The following is an 18085-nucleotide window of genomic DNA, read 5'->3' on the forward strand; positions in this document are numbered from 1 at the left end:
CATGAGACGAATTTTAACCTCGATTTTCATAGCCCTGTTTTTTGGGTCCATGGCCAAGGCACAGGAAGGAATCCCTGTGTATTTTGATTACTTGGCGGACAATTACTATCTGGTTTATCCATCCATGGCGGGTATTGCAGAAGGAACCAAGATTCGTCTGACGGCAAGAAAGCAATGGTTCAATGTGGATGAAGCACCAAGTTTGCAGACCTTGAACATCAATTCCAGGGTGGGCGAGCGCAGTGGCATCGGAGGTATACTTTTCAACGATTCCAACGGATACCATTCACAAACCGGATTTAAAGCCACCTATGCCCATCATTTGCAGATGGGGGGCGATTTCAGAACCTTGAACCAGCTTTCTTTTGGCTTGAGTGCAGGTGTTATTCTGAGCAGTTTGGATGAAACCGAGTTTGTATCGGTAATTCCTGATCCTGTAGTAAGTGGAGTAAAGAATACGGCCAGCTATTTCAATGTGGATTTGGGTGTTTCCTATAACTTGTTCGAGTTTTATGCACATGCTGCTATCCTGAATCTTTTAGGAAGTGGTCGCGATCTATACACTGCAGCGGAATTTGATAATTTAAGACGCTATTTGTTCTCTGTTGGATACGTTTTTGGAAGAACTACCCGAATCGAGCCATCCATTTTGTTCCAGATGACGGATTTTACCAAGGAAAAGACCGTCGATTTGAATGCCAAGGTGTACCGGGATGTGAGTTTTGGAACAGTTTGGGCCGGGTTGTCCTACCGTCGCAGTTTTGATGGGGCACAGTTCCAATCCAATGGGACATTTGGCGAACAGCGTTTGCAGTTGTTCACACCCATCATTGGAGTCAATGTGAACAGGTTCATGTTTTCTTACAACTATTCCTATCAATCCGGGGATATTCGTTTTGATAATGGCGGGTTCCATCAGATTACCTTGGGGTACGACTTTGGTCAAAGTGATGATGGCAAACGGTACGATTGTTACTGTCCGGCGGCCAATAATTAATCTTCGTATAAGTTCGAGCGCAGGCGAGATAATTTGAAAAGTTCTCGCCTGCGCTCGATGTGACAACTGATTTTTGACTGATCTTATTTGTCCCAAGTGAAGTTTTTCTTTGATGCTTGTGCCTTTATGGCCGATAGCATGGCATTTTCCAATTCTCCGGTTTCTTCTTTTTGATGCTCGGCAATGTAGACCTCGCGCTTGGTATTGAGTTCTTGTATCCGTTTTTGGATTGCTTCACGTTCGGATTTCTTTTGTTTCACATAGGCTTTGATCTCACTTTCGGATTTTCCTTGCAATTCCTCGGGCAAATCTTTGGTCGCCAATTCTGAAATGACAGTTTCATCGTCCTCTACGGCATCCACCAAGTCCCATTGTGAGTTTTTGTACAATCTGGAACTTTTGCTCACGGCACGCTTTACCACGACCACTTCCTCCAGTGCGGCAGCATTGGCATCCTGCATGGATTGGAGCTCCTTCTTTTGCCTCCCGATGGAACCATAGGAAATGTAGGTGTTGTTCAATTTGGAGTTCAATTGGATGATGATATCGTCATAGGGCGTATTGATATGGACCACTTGTCTGTTGTGGTCGATGGCCATATATTCCCCACCTGTCAGCGTAGCACCTTTTTTCCACATGGAGGAAATACCTTGTTCGTAATTACCACAAAAAATAGTGTTCACCATCACATCTTTCTCCTTGGCATTGGTGGCAGCATCCTTGAAGTCCAATTTTCCTTGTGTGAAGGGTTCGTTGCCCGCTATGAAAATCATTTTAAGGTCATCCGCATTTTTGCCCCAGTCCAATTGTTTTAATGAAGTATGGATCACTTGTCCGCAATATTCTTCGCCACCGTTGGTCGTTAAAGAGAACAGTTTTTCTGAAATCTCGTCCAAATCGTTACTGAACCCCAAAACCTGTCGTATGTATCCTTCACGGGACGATAGGTTATCATTTCCGTACTCGTATAGTGCAATTTGAAGGGAAGGGCGAACATTGGTGCCGCATTTGGCATGGGTGAATTCATTAACAATGTCCCATAATTGTGCCTTGGCCTGATTGATGAGTCCGTCCATACTATTGCTGGTGTCCAACAAAAGGGCGATTTTAACGTATTGCTCCTTTGGTTTTTCACTGGTATATGGAGTGATCAACGTGGTTTTTTCTTTGGTATGGGCCTTTAGGTTGCAACCATAGCTGGTTCCTGTTATAAACACTAAAAGTGCTGAGCTCAATATGTAATTCAAATGTTTCATGATGCAATGATTTTTAAAGTTGAGGTAAATGTATCGGCAACTTTCAGTAAAAAAAATCCTGAATGAGCAACGAAGCGGTTAGAATGAGTGAATGGAACCGATTACTCCGTAACCGGGGAGAAATCGAGCTGTTTTCAACCCAATTCGGCGACAACCTATTTTTTAAAATGCTTGGGAAGCAGTATGTTTACCTAAGTTATGGTTCATAAGGCATACATATTATTATTGGTACTGTTGACCTCTTGGGGCACACTGGCGCAAGTTGGAAATACCCAGGGACAAATGGTGATCAAGGGCTCCGTCAAGGGAAAGGAAAACAATGTTCCTATTTCCGGAGTGCAGGTGTCCACCAATAAAGGAGCCTTTACGACGACCAATGCATTGGGGGAATTTTCCATTAAGGCGTCAGTTGGGGATATGTTGATCGTTGAGGGTCCCGAACTGCAAACAGTGCGTTATCGAATCAAGTCGGATGAAGATGTGGATGTGCGGGTGGAAGGTTATGAGGGGACATGGTCTTCTCGAAGACAAAAGCGCGAAGTATCCAGTTCAAGGAGTGGCCTGGACGACCACCAACGCTTTTTGGATTCGGCCAATGCCTATAAAAAGACCAATCTTGAGAAGAGCATTGATTTCATTGCCCGTTCCATGGAACCGCTGGGAAGCACGGGGAATAAAGGGGAACTTTCGTTATCACTTCGTGCCCTTGGCGAGATTTACATGTATCACGAGCAGTATGATTTGGCCATAACCAATTTTAAGGATGCTTTGGCTGCCCAGGAGTCCAACAAGACCAAAGTGTTATTGGGCAAGGCCTATGTGCTCAACGGTAATTATGAAAGTGCCATCTCAATTTTGGAGCCTTTGATCATGGAGAAAAACATGGTGCCCTACCAACGCGTGGAGTTTTTTGAAGCCTTGGGGGATGCAAACAAGGAGTTGTCCAACCTCAAAGATGCCCAAAACTATTATCAACAAGGACTTATCATTGCCGAAAAAAATCAAATCTCCCCCAAGGAAATTGACCTAAATTCCAAAATAGCCGATGCTTTTGCTGTTGAGAATAAGGTAATCGAGGCCGAAGGGTTTTATCAAAACTCCTTGAACCTCTCCAAACAAGTAGCTCCAGAACGACTCATTCAGGAAAGTGAGAAAGTAGCGGATTTCTACAATCAAAAAAATCGCTATGATGATGAGATCCAACTGCGAAAAAGGAACTTGGATGAGTTGGAACAATTGCCCAGGAATGCCGTTGCCTCGGTCGGACAAGGCATCTCCACACGGGACACCGTTACTTCGCAGCGCATCAATTATAAAATTGCGAATGCCTATATCGCACAGGACAAACTGGATGAGGCCATTCCTTATCTGGAAAAAAGTATTGTTGAAGCGGACAGGGATGATGATTTGGTAGTGCAAAAAGATGCTACGCGAAAATTATCCGAAGTATATCGCTACAAAGGGGATTACACCAAGGCCTTGGAGTCGTATCAGGATTATGTGGCGGTGGTTGACAGCCTGTATGTGAGAAAAGAGCAGGAAATATCCAGAGCGGCCCGTTTTAACCGTGAGATAGCGAACACGCAAAATCGTATCTCGAGCTTGGAGCAAGAACGCGAACTAAGTCAGAGCAAATACAATTTGGCCCTTACTGAGCAGCAATTGTACGAAGAAACCAGCAAGCGTCAAAAATGGATCATCTATTCATTGATTTTCGGTATTGCCTCGATGGCGCTTATCGCATTTTTGTACTACCGGAGCAATAGGCAACAAAAACTGGCCAATAACTTGTTGGCGTTGAAATCGCTCCGCACCCAGATGAACCCGCATTTTATTTTCAATGCACTGAATTCCGTGAACAATTATATCGCTAAAAGCGATGAACGAAGCGCCAATCGCTTTTTAAGCGAGTTCTCCGTATTGATGCGTAGCGTGCTTGAGAATTCCGAAGAAGATTTTATTCCATTGGCCAAGGAATTGGAGTTGTTGGAACTCTATGTGAAACTGGAACATTCACGATTCTCCGATAAGTTTGATTATGAAATCGATGTGGACAACAAAATCGATATCGATGCCTTCCAGATTCCGCCGATGTTGCTTCAGCCGTATATTGAAAATGCCATTTGGCATGGCTTGCGCTACAAGGAGGAAAAAGGATTTTTAAAGATCGGGATACGGCAAGTGACCAACGATATGCTTGAAATCCGTATTGAGGACAACGGCATCGGTAGAAAAAAATCAGCCGAGTTGAAGACCACCAATCAAAAGAAACAGAAGTCGAAAGGGATGGGCAACATTCAAAAACGAATCCAAATTTTGAACGATATGTACAAAAACAGGGTGGAGGTATCCATTTCCGACCTCAATACCGACCAAACGGGTACAAGGGTATCCCTAAAACTCAAAAAACAATGATGGAACTCAAAGCGGTCATTGTGGAGGATGAAGCCAATAGTCGGGAAATCCTTCGGAACTATCTATCCAAGTATTGCGAAAACGTCACATTGCTTGGCGAGGGTTCAACCATTGAAGAGGGGTTACGGCAAATCAAAAAGCATCATCCAGACCTTGTGTTTTTGGATGTGGAAATGCCTTTTGGCAATGCTTTTGACCTATTGGACCAAATCCCTGACCGTACCTTCGAGACCATTTTTGTCACGGCTTACAATCAATACGCCATGGATGCCTTGAACCATCATGCGGCCTATTACTTGATGAAACCCATCAACATAGATGAATTGATCAAGGCGGTGGACTATGTGCGTGCCATCAAGGAAAAGGAAAATGCCTTGGAAGGACAAGTGCTTCAGGCCAGACCAGTTAGGGCAGAAGGCAAAATTACCCTGCCCCAACAAGATGGTTTCCAGGTGTTGGACGTATCGGGCATCTACTTTTGCAAAGCGGATGACAACTATACCGAAATCTATCTGGAAAAAAAGAAAATAGTGGTGAGCAAAACCTTGAAATATTTTGAGGAAGCTCTGCAATCCTATTCCTTTGCCCGTATCCATAAATCCTATTTGGTAAATGTTGCCGAGGTGGTCAAGTACAAAAAGGGGAAAGGGGGCAGCGTGGTGCTGTCCAACGGGAAGGAACTTTCGGTCTCCGCCTCCAGAAAAGCCGATCTATTGTCATATTTTCAATAAATTGTCACACTGGCCACTGTGAAGGGCAATTTGACAAAAAATCTCAAAATTCATCAATATGATTATAAAACCAGTCAGGGGCAAATCCCCAGAAATAGGCAAGGATTGTTTTATCGCTGAAAATGCCACGATTGTGGGCGAGGTAAGCATGGGCGGTCAATGCAGTGTTTGGTTCAATGCCGTGATTCGTGGCGATGTCCATTATATCAAAATGGGCAACAAGGTCAATGTACAGGATGGGGCAGTGATCCATTGTACCTATCAAAAATCGCCGACCACCATTGGAAATAATGTTTCCATAGGTCATAATGCCATAGTGCACGGATGCACCATCAAGGACAATGTATTGGTGGGGATGGGCAGTATCATCATGGATGATTGTGTGGTGGAGAGCAACTCCATTATCGCGGCAGGGGCCGTGGTTACCAAAGGTACCCATGTGGAGTCTGGGAGCATTTATGCCGGTATGCCCGCCAAGAAGATCAAGGACATCAGTCCAGAACTATCCTCTGGGGAAATAGATCGCATTGCCAACAATTATGTGAAATATTCCAGTTGGTTCAAGGAAGCGTAGCAAACCGGAAATCAATAAGTCGAATATTCCCTATTTTTGTCCCACTTAAAAAAACTCGACAACTATGAACGCATATATTTTTCCAGGACAAGGAGCACAATTTGTAGGGATGGGCCTGGACCTCTACGAAAACCACGCCGAAGCACAGGAATTGTTCGAAAAAGCCAATGAAATCCTTGGGTTTTCCATAACCGATATCATGTTCGAAGGCACCGCCGAAGATCTAAAGCAGACCAAAGTGACCCAGCCGGCCATCTTTTTGCATTCCGTGATTTTGAGCAAGATGTTGGGCGATGGTTTTAAGCCCGATATGGTAGCGGGACATTCCTTGGGGGAATTCTCCGCCTTGGTGGCCAATGGCACCTTGAATTTTGAAGACGGCTTAAAATTGGTGTCACAACGCGCCCTTGCTATGCAAAAGGCATGCGAGATACAGCCCAGTACCATGGCCGCTGTGTTGGGATTGGAGGATGAGGTGGTGGAAAAACTATGTGCCGAAGTGGAAGGCATTGTGGTACCTGCCAATTATAACTGTCCCGGGCAATTGGTGATTTCCGGAGAAGTGGATGCTGTAAACGTAGCCTGTGAAAAGATGAAGGAAGCCGGGGCCAGAAGAGCTTTATTGTTGCCAGTTGGAGGAGCATTCCATTCCCCTTTGATGGAGCCAGCACGGGAAGAGTTGGCCGCGGCCATAGAATCCACGGAATTCAAAGTGCCAAGCTGCCCCATTTACCAGAATGTGACCACAACAGCCGTGTCCGATGCCGAGGAAATCAAAAAGAACCTGATACTGCAATTGACGGCTCCCGTAAAGTGGACGCAAAGTGTGCAACAAATGGTTGATGATGGAGCTACTTCCTTTGTGGAAGTAGGGCCAGGAAAGGTGTTGCAAGGGTTGGTAAAGAAAATCCACCGTGATGCCGAAACCAGTTCGGCATCAGTTTCCTAGCTGCGAAAAACACTTTATCCGAATAAATAGAGATTTAAACTAATAGGCAAGGATGTTCCTTGCCTTTTTTGTAATATTGATTTCCCCAAACTACTAACTACACGCAGGCAAAAAGAACATAACTGAAACGCACGGACTAGATAATGCAACCTCTGCTTAAAAAAACCTCATTATTGCCATCTGCCGCTAAGGAACGCGGTGGACTATTGTTTATTCTGCTTCTTTTTTTAGGGATTGGTGTGGGGTTTGGGCAGGACCCCGTTGCCACGATAATGGCGAGTGATGCCACGGCCACGGAGGCCGGCACGACCACTGGCGAGTACACGGTGAGCCTGGACGTTGCGAACACTTCGGGCTCCCCCTTGACGGTGGGCTACACAGTGAGTGGGACCGCGACATCGGTGGACGACTACGCCGCCCTGACGGGCAGTGTTGAGATCGCGAACAACGCGAGCAGTGCCACGATAACCCTTACCCCTGTCAACGATACGGACGTTGAGGTCGACGAGACGGTGGTGCTGACCCTTGACCCGGGAGCGGGCTATACGGTGGGTTCCCCGGACGAGGCCACGGTGACGATAACGAGCGAGGATGTTGCCCCTGGCCCCGTTGCCACGATAATGGCGAGTGATGCCACGGCCACGGAGGCCGGTACGACCACTGGCGAGTACACGGTGAGCCTGGACGTTGCGAACACTTCGGGCTCCCCCTTGACGGTGGGCTACACAGTGAGTGGGACCGCGACATCGGTGGACGACTACGCCGCCCTGACGGGCAGTGTTGAGATCGCGAACAACGCGAGCAGTGCCACGATAACCCTTACCCCTGTCAACGATACGGACGTTGAGGTCGACGAGACGGTGGTGCTGACCCTTGACCCGGGAGCGGGCTATACGGTGGGTTCCCCGGACGAGGCCACGGTGACGATAACGAGCGAGGATGTTTATAGTGTATCAATAACAGCCTCAGATGATACAGCCAATGAAGTTGGAGAAACTTCAGGTACCTTTACTGTAGAGATAAATGGTGTTAATAATACTGGTAGTGATATAGTCATTAATTATAGTGTTGGTGAAGAAGCAACAGCAGCCACCCCAGATGTGGATTATGATCAACTTTCAGGAATGGTTGCTATATCCAATGGACAAACCAGTGCAACTATTGTTGTACAGCCAATTGATGATAATCTAACTGAACTAACAGAAACAGTGGAGGTTATTCTCGAAACAGGTGCAGGCTATACGGTGGGAGCTTCAGATAGTGCTACGGTCAATATTCTCAGTGAAGATAATGAGCAGCCTTCTGGATATACGGTAACCATTGATGATGATCCTATCAATTCAGCCAATCAAAATTCTGTAAGTTTCTCATTTTCTGGTGCACCAACATTTTTAACTTCCTTTGATTATACATTTACCAGTGATGGAGATGGCAATGTGGCTTCGGTAACAGGAGGAGGTTCGGTCCTTTTTTCAAATCAAACTGTAAATAGTATTGACTTAAGCAGTTTGCCTGATGGTCTTGTGACACTTTCTGTAACTGTAAGCAATATTTTGGGAAATGAAGGCCCTGCAACAGAAGATACAGCGGTTAAGGTTACAACAATCCCTTCGGGTTATACGGTAAGCTTTGATCAAGATCCTATTAATCAGACTAATGAGAATGCGGTTAGTTTTACTTTTTCGGATGCAGAAGTAGATGCATCTTATGAATATATAATCAGCAGTACCGGGGGAGGTACCAATGTAACAGGTACAGGAAACATTTTATCAGCGACGCAGCAAATATCAGGTATAAATCTTAGTGGTCTTGGTAACGGTACCATTACGCTTTCCGTAATACTTTCAAATACCAATGGAGATGGCGCTCCTGCTACTGATGATGTAGCTAAAGAAACCTGTTATGCAGGCACAAGCACCCCATCACTTAACGATACAGGAACGGAGTTCTGTGTGGCAAGCTTTGATGATTTTACCCAAAACTTGAACGACTATGTGGACGGTGTACCACCAGCAGGAACAGACCTCGTTTGGAGTACCAATCCAGATTCAAGTGTGGAAGCCGATCATTTGGGTTCAACTGTCGTGACAGGAGCCCAAGTGGTCAATCAAAATACATATTACGGATTTTACTACGATAGCTTGAACGATTGTGCTAGTCCAAACACGGTGCAAGTTGTGCTCTCCGTGAACGAAGAGCCCAATACGGGAACAACCACAGGTGCCAGTGTTTGTGCCGATTCCAGCAATGGCGTTACCACACTGGATTTGGATAACCAGCTAACAGGTGCAGACCCCGGGGCATGGAGTATTACCACAGATCCATCGGGCGGGGCCATAACCATTGATGCAAATAACGTAGTTGATTTTGATGGTCAACCGCTTGGAAATTATGTGTTCACTTACACCGTTACAGCAGCAGGGATTTGTGGCGACCAGACCGTGCAACTTACCGTAATCGTGGATGATTGTTCCGGTCCATGTAATGCAGGTAATTCAGCTCCTGGAAGTAATGTTGACTTGGAGTTTTGTGATGCCAATGGGGATGGTTTCATTAATGATGATGACCCAAATGGTGTTGATTTGAGTGCGTATGCCACAACTGGGGCTCCTACAGGAACAGTGCTCACTTGGAGTACAAGTGATGATTATACGGAAACGGATGCTTTCCTTAATGCACCAAACGTAGTAGAGCCGGGAAGGTACTTTGGTTTTTTCTATGATGAGGCCAATGATTGTGCCAGTCCTGTTATGGAAATTACTTTGATAAGAAACTCAGTTCCAACGATAACCGATACTATAGAAGATTCCCGTTGTGGATCAGGAGAGATAACATTGACAGCAACTGCATCAGTGGATGAAGGAGTGATAAGTTACCGATGGTACGATGCACCTACAGCTGGCAATATCGTAAACACCAGTGCCACATACACCATAAATAATTTGACCGAAACAACATCTTTTTATGTAACGGCCACAGCTAACGGATGCGAATCTGACCCCGTGGAAGTAGTGGCTACAATTACCGATACCCCAAGTGCGGGTACGGCAACAAATACCACGGCCTGTAATGTGGTAGGAAACGGAGGCCCTACCGTATTGGATTTGGATAACACCCTTACCGGGGCGGACCCGGGAACATGGGCTGTCATTACAGACCCATCAAACGGAACCCTGAGCATTGGTTCTGAAAACAATGTCGATTTTACGGGATTGCCCGGAGGGGACTATGTCTTTGAATACACCACCACGGTCGAAGCACCCTGTACCCCCACATCGGTACAGGTAACCATTTCGGTAAGTGATTGTTCAGTGGATACCGATGGAGATGGCCTTACCGATGGTGAAGAAACTGCTCTGGGTACTGATTCGAACAATCCAGATACTGATGGTGATGGATTGACGGATGGAGAGGAAGTTTTGGTCGAAGATGATTCAACCACGGAAGCCATTCCAGAAAATGCAACAGACCCACTGGATGCTTGCGATCCTTTCCTTACACCGGATTGTAACCCCGAGGATATTGATTTGGGCATTACAAAAACGGTTTTGGATAATAGATCTAAATTGATTGGCGAAGAAGTTACTTTTGAAATTACGTTGGCAAACAATGATTTGACCCGTGTATTGGATATTGTTGTTTCCGATGTGTTGTCATCTTCGTTCACTTATGATAGCCATCAAGCTTCTTTAGGCGATTATGACCCTGAAACTGGAGAATGGACTATCATGGAGATGACTTCAAATAATGAAGAAGCAGTATTGACTATCACTGCCATTATCAATGATTTGGAAGATTTGGACAATACAGCGATCTTGATTTCTTCCTTCCCAGCAGATGCGACCATTACCGATAACAATTCGGACACGGTAGCCGTGAATGCGGAAAGGAGCCAATGTGAAGACCCTGGAACCATCTGTAACATATTTTCGCCTAATGGAGACGGTATAAATGACACCTTGAAATTGGTCGGTTCAGATGGTCCATATACACAAGCATCGTTGGAGATATTCGATCGTTACGGAAACAGCGTTTTCCAAATGGATGGCTACGATAGTTCGTGGGACGGAACTGGTAAGAATGGGGATTTGCCCAAAGGCACCTATTTTTATATTCTGGACCTCAATGGAGATGGAACGGATGTGGTCAAAGGGTGGATACAAATCGTAAGAGACAACTAAAATGCCAGATAGAAAAGCTTTGCCTATATATAGAATTTTGCTTCTAGGGTTGCTGTTGAACATGGGCTTTGTCCATGCGCAAAAGGAACCACAATACACCCAGTACATGTACAATATTGGGAGTTTTAACCCGGCCTATGTAGGGACGGTGGAAAGTCCTGAAATCATAGGATTGTACCGTGCACAGTGGGTGGATATCCCTGGTGCACCGACCACCATTCGTGGTGGGGCCAACATTCCTTTCAACAATGAGAAAATGGGACTGGGTGTCAACATTGTGAACGATGTACTTGGGCCGTCTACACAAACCTATTTTGATGTGGCTTATTCCTATCAAATTCAGTTGTCCGATGAGACCAAGCTTTCCTTCGGACTTAATGCGGGGGGTTCGTCCCTTAATGTGGATTACTCCAAGGGTACATTTGAAAACCCATCGGACGGTTCCATTTTAGGTGGAAATTATAGCAACTTTTACCCCACTGTGGGAGCAGGACTTTTCATGTATCACGAAGAAGACTGGTATTTGGGCATTTCCGTTCCCAATTTTTTAACGAATGCCCTGTACAATGATGAGGTAGCGACCATTGTGGAGGACAATATGCAGTTCAATGCCATTGGAGGTTATGTGTTTGAACTGGGAGAACAGACCAAATTTAAACCTGCATTTCTTGTGAATTATTTGACAGGTTCCCCCGTAACGGTAAACTTATCGGCTAACTTTCAGTTCATCGATGCCTTGACCATCGGAGCCTCATATCGTTTTGATAATGCTGTGAGCGGATTGGCTGGCTTCCAGATTTCCAACGGAATGTTCATTGGCTATTCCTATGATTACAACACCAATGGTCTGGGCGAGTACAGTGGCGGTTCCCATGAGGCCATTTTAAAATTCTATATTGGAAGAGGCGGTTTTGACTTTGGAAATAACAATGACAAATCGAAGAACAAAAAATCAAAAAATAAAGGAAAACAGATAGATTCCCCAAGATTTTTCTAACATGAACCATGCAACAAAAATACAAGTAACACTTTGGGCATTCCTTCTGGGCGTGGTTTTCAGCTTCGCTCAAAAAAAGAAGTCCCAAGGCGATGTTTTCTTTTTTCAATACGAATACCAAAAAGCGGTCGATGCTTACGAGCAGGAAATGTCCGAAGGTGTGATAACCAAAGAGCAGTTCCTCAACCTTGCGGATGCCTATTTCGAGACCAGTAATTTTGAAAAGGCATCAGAGGCCTATATGGAAGTCTATGGTCAAGATTCCTTGATGGATGCCCATCATTACAATAAAATGCTTCAAAGTCTTTCCAAAACCCCTCAAATTGAAGGGAAAGAGGGATTTTTAGCCAATGTATCATCACATTTTCCCAAAGAATTGATGGAGAACAAGGAATTCAATGATCAATTGTTGCAAAATGGAACAGATGAAAATCAATTGGACTACGAAATCTTCAATCTGGAAGGGAATAGTCCCCAAACCGATTTTGCCCCTAGTTTTTACAACGATAAACTATTGTTTTCCAGTGGGAGGCAAGTCAACAAAAAACTACGATACGAACCCAGCAACGAAGGCTACTTCAATATTTATGAATCCGAGATCCAGCCAACGGGACAAATTACGTCCTTACAGACTTTTCAGGAGCTGAAGGATACCGATTACCATGAGGCTACACCGTCCTTTTCATCAGAATTGAACAGTGTATTCTATGTTTTGTCCAATACACAGGATGGCGAACTGGCTTTTGATGCCAATGGTAAGAATGCTTTGGCCATTGCAAAGCAGACCATCGGGGGTTCGTACCAAATGTTGTTGAAGGATTTGAGCACATCGTTCTATTATCCTTTTTATGATGACGCCAGTGGAAAGCTCTACTTTTCAGCCGATTTTGAAGATGGCTATGGAGGAACCGATATTTATTTTGTCTATACCAATAACGGGCAGGTAATGTCCGCCCCGATCAATTTGGGTCCCCGAATCAATTCATCGGGCAACGAGATAGCGCCATATATTTTTGAGAACAGTTTTTACTTTGCTTCCGATGTGTTTTACGGACTCGGAGGCATGGACATCTACAAATCCAATATAGAAGGAGAGGGCTTCGGAATTCCCATCAATTTGGGAAATCCCATCAATACCGAATTTGATGATTTCGGTATGATCATCCGCAATGAAGGCGAAGGATTGTTGGGATATTTTGCATCCAACCGTACAGGAGGAAAGGGAAAAGATGATATTTATGGTTTTAAAGTGGACGAAAAACCGGGACTCAAGACCATTACCTTTAAAGGTGCGGTGGTCAATGCAAGCAGTACCTCCGAAGTGGTTCCCAATGCTTCGGTAAGTCTTTGGGATATGAACGGGGAAATGCTGGCCGAGACAACTTCGGATGAGCAAGGGCAATACCGATTGGAAATTCCATACGAGACCGAGTTGGTATTGGATGCCTCAAGAGAACGCTACTCAAGATTTGTCAAAAAGTTTGAACAAGAAGAACTGGATGCTTTTCAAAACGGCACTTTTGATGTTCCAATTGCCTTTTATGATGATTTAGTGGAAGAGCGCGAAGGTCAAAAGGTAGTAAAGATGGATGATTTCTATTTCAATACCAGTTCCACCCAACTCACGGATGACATCAAAAGTGAACTGACCAAAGTCGTTGATTTTGCCAAGGCATTCCCTAGTGCACAACTTAGAATAGAAACTTATACGGACAGTAGGGGAGGAAGCAGTACCAATTTTAGACTTACCCAAGCACGTTCGGATGCCATCAAAAAATATTTAGTGGAGAAGGGTGTGCCTGCCAATAGCATTTTATATTCCATAGGTTATGGCGAGGATAAAATACTGAACAATTGTACCAACGGAGTCTTTTGTTTGGAGGTATTGCACAAAAAGAACCAACGGTCCTTGGTCGTAGTGCTCAATGATAATGTGCTGTTTGATTAAAGTTACACCAGCAACATCCAGCAATAATATAGTGCAAATAGCGAAAGGAAAATCATTCCGCAATAGGTTAGGACTTTTAGCCCTATTTTAGGCTGATGTTCCTTTGGAACATCTTTTCCAGTTACAGTTTTTAGGTTCATCCAGCCCAACAATGGGGCAAAAACAAAGGATACAAAGGTGGCCAGTGCCACAAGATTGCCCATATTGGCACTGAACAGACTGATCACAATCCAATTGATCCATGCCATCGCAATGACCATCAAGGCGAAGGTGTGCTTACCATTGTAGATGTTTTTTTTGGGATACAGTTTTTGAAGCACGTCCAAGCTCACACGGGAAATCGCGTCATGTGCAGTCATACACGTACTGAACATGGTCGCAAAAGCAGCTACGGCAATAAAAAAGTAGGCCCAACTACCAATGTGCGTGGTGAATAGGTTGACCAACTGATCGGCAAAGACCACAGCATTGCCACTAAGTTTGGTTCCAGTTCCGTATAAGGTCATCCAGCCAATGGTCATAAAGAAGAGGGCCAAGACCGCCGTTAAAATATAACCCACGTTGAATTCTTGCAAGGCAAGTTTAAGGGAAGGCTTGTTCTTCATGGTCTTTAGATTTTCCATGCCCCAAAGACTTACCCAGCCCGATGCTTCTACGGCCGTGGGCATCCATCCAACAAGTCCGATCAAGAACAAAATGCCAACCTCGTTGAAAATTTCGGGTCTTTGGTAGGATGCAGCATTGGGTACGGGGCCTTTTTGCAACACCATTACAGTTGTGACCAACAAGGCGATGAAAAGTATAGTGATGACCACTTTCAAAGAATTTTCAAGAAATAGATATTTCCCGATGATCAAAATCAAACCGATAAAAACAAACAACCCCAATGACACGATTCCGGCGCCAACCGAGGTCACATCGAATAAATTCATGAACAGGCCAGCCGTTACCACATAAAGCGCTGCCAAAATGGTAAAAGTGGAAATCAGGGTCACAAAGGCATAGATCCATAAATAGGTCTTGCCTAAATTGGTGTAGCCCTCGATCAAACTTTTCTCTGTTACCGTGGTGTACCGTATCCCAAACTCAAAAAAGGGATACTTGAGCAGGTTCGCCAAAACAATGGGAATTACCATTACCCATCCATATTGTGCACCTGCTTTGGTGGAGAGTACCAAATGAGAGGTGCCAATGGCCATACTGGCAAACAATAGGCCAGGGCCAAGAGTTTTCAACAATGCCTTCATGCAGCTTGTTTGTTAATTTTCAGGCAGGAAGATATGTTTTTTTGCTGAAAGTTATCCAGTTACCTTATGATATGCAGTCCATTATTCTTTCCCTAAAAGTGATTTTTGAAATAGCTTAAAAATACGGGTGTACTCGTCGATCCAACTGCTGGGCTCCACAAAACCATGTCGTTCCACAGGGTACACCGCCATTTCCCAGTTTTCTTTGCCGAGTTCAATCAAGCGCTGGGAAAGCCTTACCATATCCTGAAAGTGTACATTGTCGTCCACCATGCCATGAAGAATCAAAAGGTCTCCCTGTAATCCATCTGCAAAATAAATCGGCGAACTACGTTTATAGGCCAAACTATCCGTAGCAGGTGTATTTAAGATGCGAGCTGTATAGCCATGATTATACGCGGCCCAATCCCCAACGGAACGGATGGCTGCTCCGGCACTAAAGGTGTCAGGAGCATTGAACATTCCCATAAGTGTGATGAATCCACCGTAGGAGCCTCCGTAAATCCCGATTTTATCCGTGTCGATTCCGTATTCGTCCACCAACATTTTGGCGCCATCCACTTGGTCGGACAAATCTTTGCCACCCATGTGTCGGTAAATGCCTGTACGCCAATCCCTTCCATAACCTGCGCTGCCACGATAATCAATATCGAGCACGGTATAGCCATTGTCGACCAAAAGATTGTGGAACATGTATTCCCTGAAATAGGAACTCCACCATTTGTGAGCGTTCTGCAAGTAGCCCGCACCATGCACAAAAATCACAGCAGCCTTGTTTTTTACCGAAGCTTCAGGCTGGTAGAGTCTTGCATGTACATCTGCACCATCAGATGCTTTAAACGTGATAATTTCCGGGTCTTTCCAGTCATAGGCATTAAAGTCATCGGTATTGGAATACGTGATTTGTTGGGTTTGGGGATTCCCTCCCGTTTCAATGGGATTATTCTGGATAAACAATTCCGTAGGCTTATTGGAGTAGGAGTAGAGGATGGCCATTTTCTCTTCATTTGGGGAAAGTACCACATCATTTCTGCCGACCATGTTGGTCAATTGCTCCCATTTACCCCCTTTGAGTGACATCGAGTAAAACTGCCTATCACCTGGGTGTGTCTTGTTGGAAGTGAAATACCATCGGCTTTTATCCTTGGATAATTCCGCGCCGTAAATTTCAAACTTTCCGGAAGTCAATGCCCTTGTTTTCTTGTTGTTGACATTCAAAGTATACAAATGGGAATACCCGGTTTTCTCGGACATGAACCAAATACTTTTATTATCGGGCATCCATCCCAAAGAGCCACCTCCCCACCTGCTAATGCCGGGGCCGGCAATCCACGCTTCATCATGCTGGCGATCCAGTTGTTCCACTTTGCCCGTTTTGGGGTCAAGCAAAACAATCCAACGGTCTTTGTAATCATTGGCTTGGATGTCCAAAATGGCCTTAGTTCCATCCGAGTTCCATGTAGGCCCATTGATGAAACCGATACGGTTCTCATTTTTATAAGGTTTATCCGGATAGTCTTTGGTGTACTCCGGCACATAGTCCAAACCCTTCAAATTATCCAAGACCACGGGATAGCTTTCACGATTTTTCACATTGTACACGAACATTTCGTATTGCGTGGGTTCATCGCCTACTTTGGAACGTGTGTTTTGGTCTTCGGTATACCCGGATTCTGTCACAAAATGGGGCACAATCGTTCCTTTGGAATTCGGGCGGTCCATTAAAATATATGTGATATAAGATCCAGAAGGGTCTATTTGTAGACTGATGACCCTTTTTCCTTCTGTTTCAAGCTCCAGAGGCTGTAATGCTCCTAGTTTTTTGCTGATTTGCTCCCCGGCATCCCTTTTGGTTTTTCGTTCTTTCAACACATCAAAAATGTCCAATTGGTCTTGGTAAAGCCATTCATCCTTGGAATCGCGTTGAGGTTCACTTTTTTTGGACTTTACAAAATGTGTTTTTTGCTCCATAAAGCCCGAGGCAATGTTCCAAGTGAAAAGTTCGCCATCCATAACAAAAGCTATGCTTTTTCCATCATCGGTAAAGTGTGGATTGCTTTCCCGTTCTTGGGTTTTGGTAATGGGTTGAGATTGATATGTGTCAACATCCAATAAGAAAATATCGCCATTTTTGGAGTAAACCGCTTCCGTTTTTGCTTTGTTGTACGTTAATCTGGAAGAAGGTAGCGAGTTGGCGGATAAAAAATCCACCTTTTTCAGGTCTTTGCTCTCCATCGAATAGGCATATAGTGAATCGCTCATTGCTCCACTAGGGTTCCAATCAAAGTAGAGAATCTGTCCATCCGTGGACCAATAGGCACTGGATGGTCTGGGGCCAACAAAGTCATTCCCTTGCATGATGTCTTTGATTTTTAATGAAGAGGTGTTTTCTTTTTGGGCTTGAAGTATGTTGAAGGTAAGTAGAAAAGCTACGGTAAACGTAAAAAATCTTCGCATGATGATAGTAAGGTTTTAGATGGTCTGTTTCTCAAATATCGGTTATTTTGATGAGTTTGTAGGACAATCCGTCAAAATGAAAATTTGAAAAAGTCACCCATTTTATGCTCAGAAAAATTATCTTTAAAACGTACTAGATGAATAAAAATCATGTAATCCCTTTTTAATGATGGGGTAATGATTTGATTAGAAGTGAAATAAAAACCAAACCAAACACAGATCAATGCAGATAATAGAGAACGGTACGGTCTACGATGCGATCATCGTTGGCTCGGGTGCTGGCGGGGGGATGTCCGCAAAGGTGCTCTCGGAGGCCGGCCTGAAGGTTGCGGT

General features: G+C 44.6%; 11 protein-coding genes. 8 read left to right on the forward strand and 3 right to left on the reverse strand.

Annotation, left to right across the window (positions count from 1 at the left end; genetic code table 11):
* The first annotated feature begins 1 nt into the window (after nucleotide 1).
* The gene (locus PY092_RS12065; protein ID WP_275616060.1) at nucleotides 2-997 is read left to right on the forward strand and encodes a PorP/SprF family type IX secretion system membrane protein; all 996 of its coding nucleotides are present in this window, start codon (nucleotides 2-4) and stop codon (nucleotides 995-997) included.
* A gap of 83 nt (nucleotides 998-1080) precedes the next feature.
* On the opposite strand, the gene PY092_RS12070 is transcribed toward PY092_RS12065, so the two are convergent.
* The gene (locus tag PY092_RS12070; RefSeq protein WP_275616061.1) at nucleotides 1081-2253 is read right to left on the reverse strand and encodes a vWA domain-containing protein; all 1173 of its coding nucleotides are present in this window, start codon (nucleotides 2251-2253) and stop codon (nucleotides 1081-1083) included.
* 198 nt (nucleotides 2254-2451) lie between these two features.
* On the opposite strand from PY092_RS12070, the gene PY092_RS12075 reads away from it, so the two are divergent.
* The 7 genes from PY092_RS12075 (at nucleotide 2452) to PY092_RS12105 (ending at nucleotide 14048) form a co-directional block, all read left to right on the forward strand.
* Nucleotides 2452-4668 (forward strand): tetratricopeptide repeat-containing sensor histidine kinase, encoded by a 2217-nt coding sequence (locus tag PY092_RS12075; protein WP_275616062.1) that lies wholly within the window; start codon nucleotides 2452-2454, stop codon nucleotides 4666-4668.
* Nucleotides 4668-5399 carry a LytR/AlgR family response regulator transcription factor gene (locus tag PY092_RS12080; RefSeq protein ID WP_275616072.1) on the forward strand — a complete coding sequence of 244 codons (732 nt, stop codon included), beginning with the start codon at nucleotides 4668-4670 and terminating at the stop codon, nucleotides 5397-5399. The genes PY092_RS12075 and PY092_RS12080 overlap by 1 nt, the downstream gene beginning before the upstream one ends.
* 58 nt (nucleotides 5400-5457) lie before the next feature.
* On the forward strand, nucleotides 5458-5973 hold the full coding sequence (locus PY092_RS12085) for a gamma carbonic anhydrase family protein (RefSeq protein ID WP_275616063.1): 516 nt from the start codon (nucleotides 5458-5460) through the stop codon (nucleotides 5971-5973).
* Between the two features lie 64 nt (nucleotides 5974-6037).
* Nucleotides 6038-6922 (forward strand): ACP S-malonyltransferase, encoded by an 885-nt coding sequence (gene fabD, locus PY092_RS12090; protein WP_275616064.1) that lies wholly within the window; start codon nucleotides 6038-6040, stop codon nucleotides 6920-6922.
* 143 nt (nucleotides 6923-7065) lie between these two features.
* Nucleotides 7066-11103 (forward strand): T9SS type B sorting domain-containing protein, encoded by a 4038-nt coding sequence (locus tag PY092_RS12095; RefSeq protein WP_275616065.1) that lies wholly within the window; start codon nucleotides 7066-7068, stop codon nucleotides 11101-11103.
* A gap of 1 nt (nucleotide 11104) precedes the next feature.
* Nucleotides 11105-12100, forward strand: coding sequence for a PorP/SprF family type IX secretion system membrane protein (locus PY092_RS12100; RefSeq protein ID WP_275616066.1), 996 nt, complete (start codon nucleotides 11105-11107; stop codon nucleotides 12098-12100).
* Between the two features lies 1 nt (nucleotide 12101).
* Nucleotides 12102-14048, forward strand: coding sequence for an OmpA family protein (locus PY092_RS12105; RefSeq protein WP_275616067.1), 1947 nt, complete (start codon nucleotides 12102-12104; stop codon nucleotides 14046-14048).
* Nucleotides 14049-14050: 2 nt separating this feature from the next.
* Here the strand turns inward: PY092_RS12105 and PY092_RS12110 are convergent, their stop codons facing one another.
* Together PY092_RS12110 and PY092_RS12115 are read right to left on the reverse strand one after the other, a co-directional pair.
* Complete coding sequence (locus PY092_RS12110) at nucleotides 14051-15295, reverse strand: NRAMP family divalent metal transporter (RefSeq protein WP_275616068.1); 1245 nt, start codon at nucleotides 15293-15295, stop codon at nucleotides 14051-14053.
* An 81-nt stretch (nucleotides 15296-15376) separates the two neighbouring features.
* The gene (locus PY092_RS12115) at nucleotides 15377-17752 is read right to left on the reverse strand and encodes a prolyl oligopeptidase family serine peptidase (RefSeq protein ID WP_275616069.1); all 2376 of its coding nucleotides are present in this window, start codon (nucleotides 17750-17752) and stop codon (nucleotides 15377-15379) included.
* Between the last annotated feature and the right edge of the window lie 333 nt (nucleotides 17753-18085).

The organism is Flagellimonas yonaguniensis (assembly GCF_029193885.1).
Classification (GTDB): Bacteria; Bacteroidota; Bacteroidia; order Flavobacteriales; family Flavobacteriaceae; genus Flagellimonas; species Flagellimonas yonaguniensis.

Excerpts from the sequence above, each read along its gene's own strand:
- PY092_RS12065 (WP_275616060.1), top strand. The coding sequence starts at position 2 with ATGAGACGAATTTTAACCTCGATTTTCATAGCCCTGTTTTTTGGGTCC.
- PY092_RS12070 (WP_275616061.1), bottom strand. The coding sequence starts at position 2,253 with ATGAAACATTTGAATTACATATTGAGCTCAGCACTTTTAGTGTTTATA.
- PY092_RS12075 (WP_275616062.1), top strand. The coding sequence starts at position 2,452 with ATGGTTCATAAGGCATACATATTATTATTGGTACTGTTGACCTCTTGG.
- PY092_RS12080 (WP_275616072.1), top strand. The coding sequence starts at position 4,668 with ATGGAACTCAAAGCGGTCATTGTGGAGGATGAAGCCAATAGTCGGGAA.
- PY092_RS12085 (WP_275616063.1), top strand. The coding sequence starts at position 5,458 with ATGATTATAAAACCAGTCAGGGGCAAATCCCCAGAAATAGGCAAGGAT.
- fabD (WP_275616064.1), top strand. The coding sequence starts at position 6,038 with ATGAACGCATATATTTTTCCAGGACAAGGAGCACAATTTGTAGGGATG.
- PY092_RS12095 (WP_275616065.1), top strand. The coding sequence starts at position 7,066 with ATGCAACCTCTGCTTAAAAAAACCTCATTATTGCCATCTGCCGCTAAG.
- PY092_RS12100 (WP_275616066.1), top strand. The coding sequence starts at position 11,105 with ATGCCAGATAGAAAAGCTTTGCCTATATATAGAATTTTGCTTCTAGGG.
- PY092_RS12105 (WP_275616067.1), top strand. The coding sequence starts at position 12,102 with ATGAACCATGCAACAAAAATACAAGTAACACTTTGGGCATTCCTTCTG.
- PY092_RS12110 (WP_275616068.1), bottom strand. The coding sequence starts at position 15,295 with ATGAAGGCATTGTTGAAAACTCTTGGCCCTGGCCTATTGTTTGCCAGT.
- PY092_RS12115 (WP_275616069.1), bottom strand. The coding sequence starts at position 17,752 with ATGCGAAGATTTTTTACGTTTACCGTAGCTTTTCTACTTACCTTCAAC.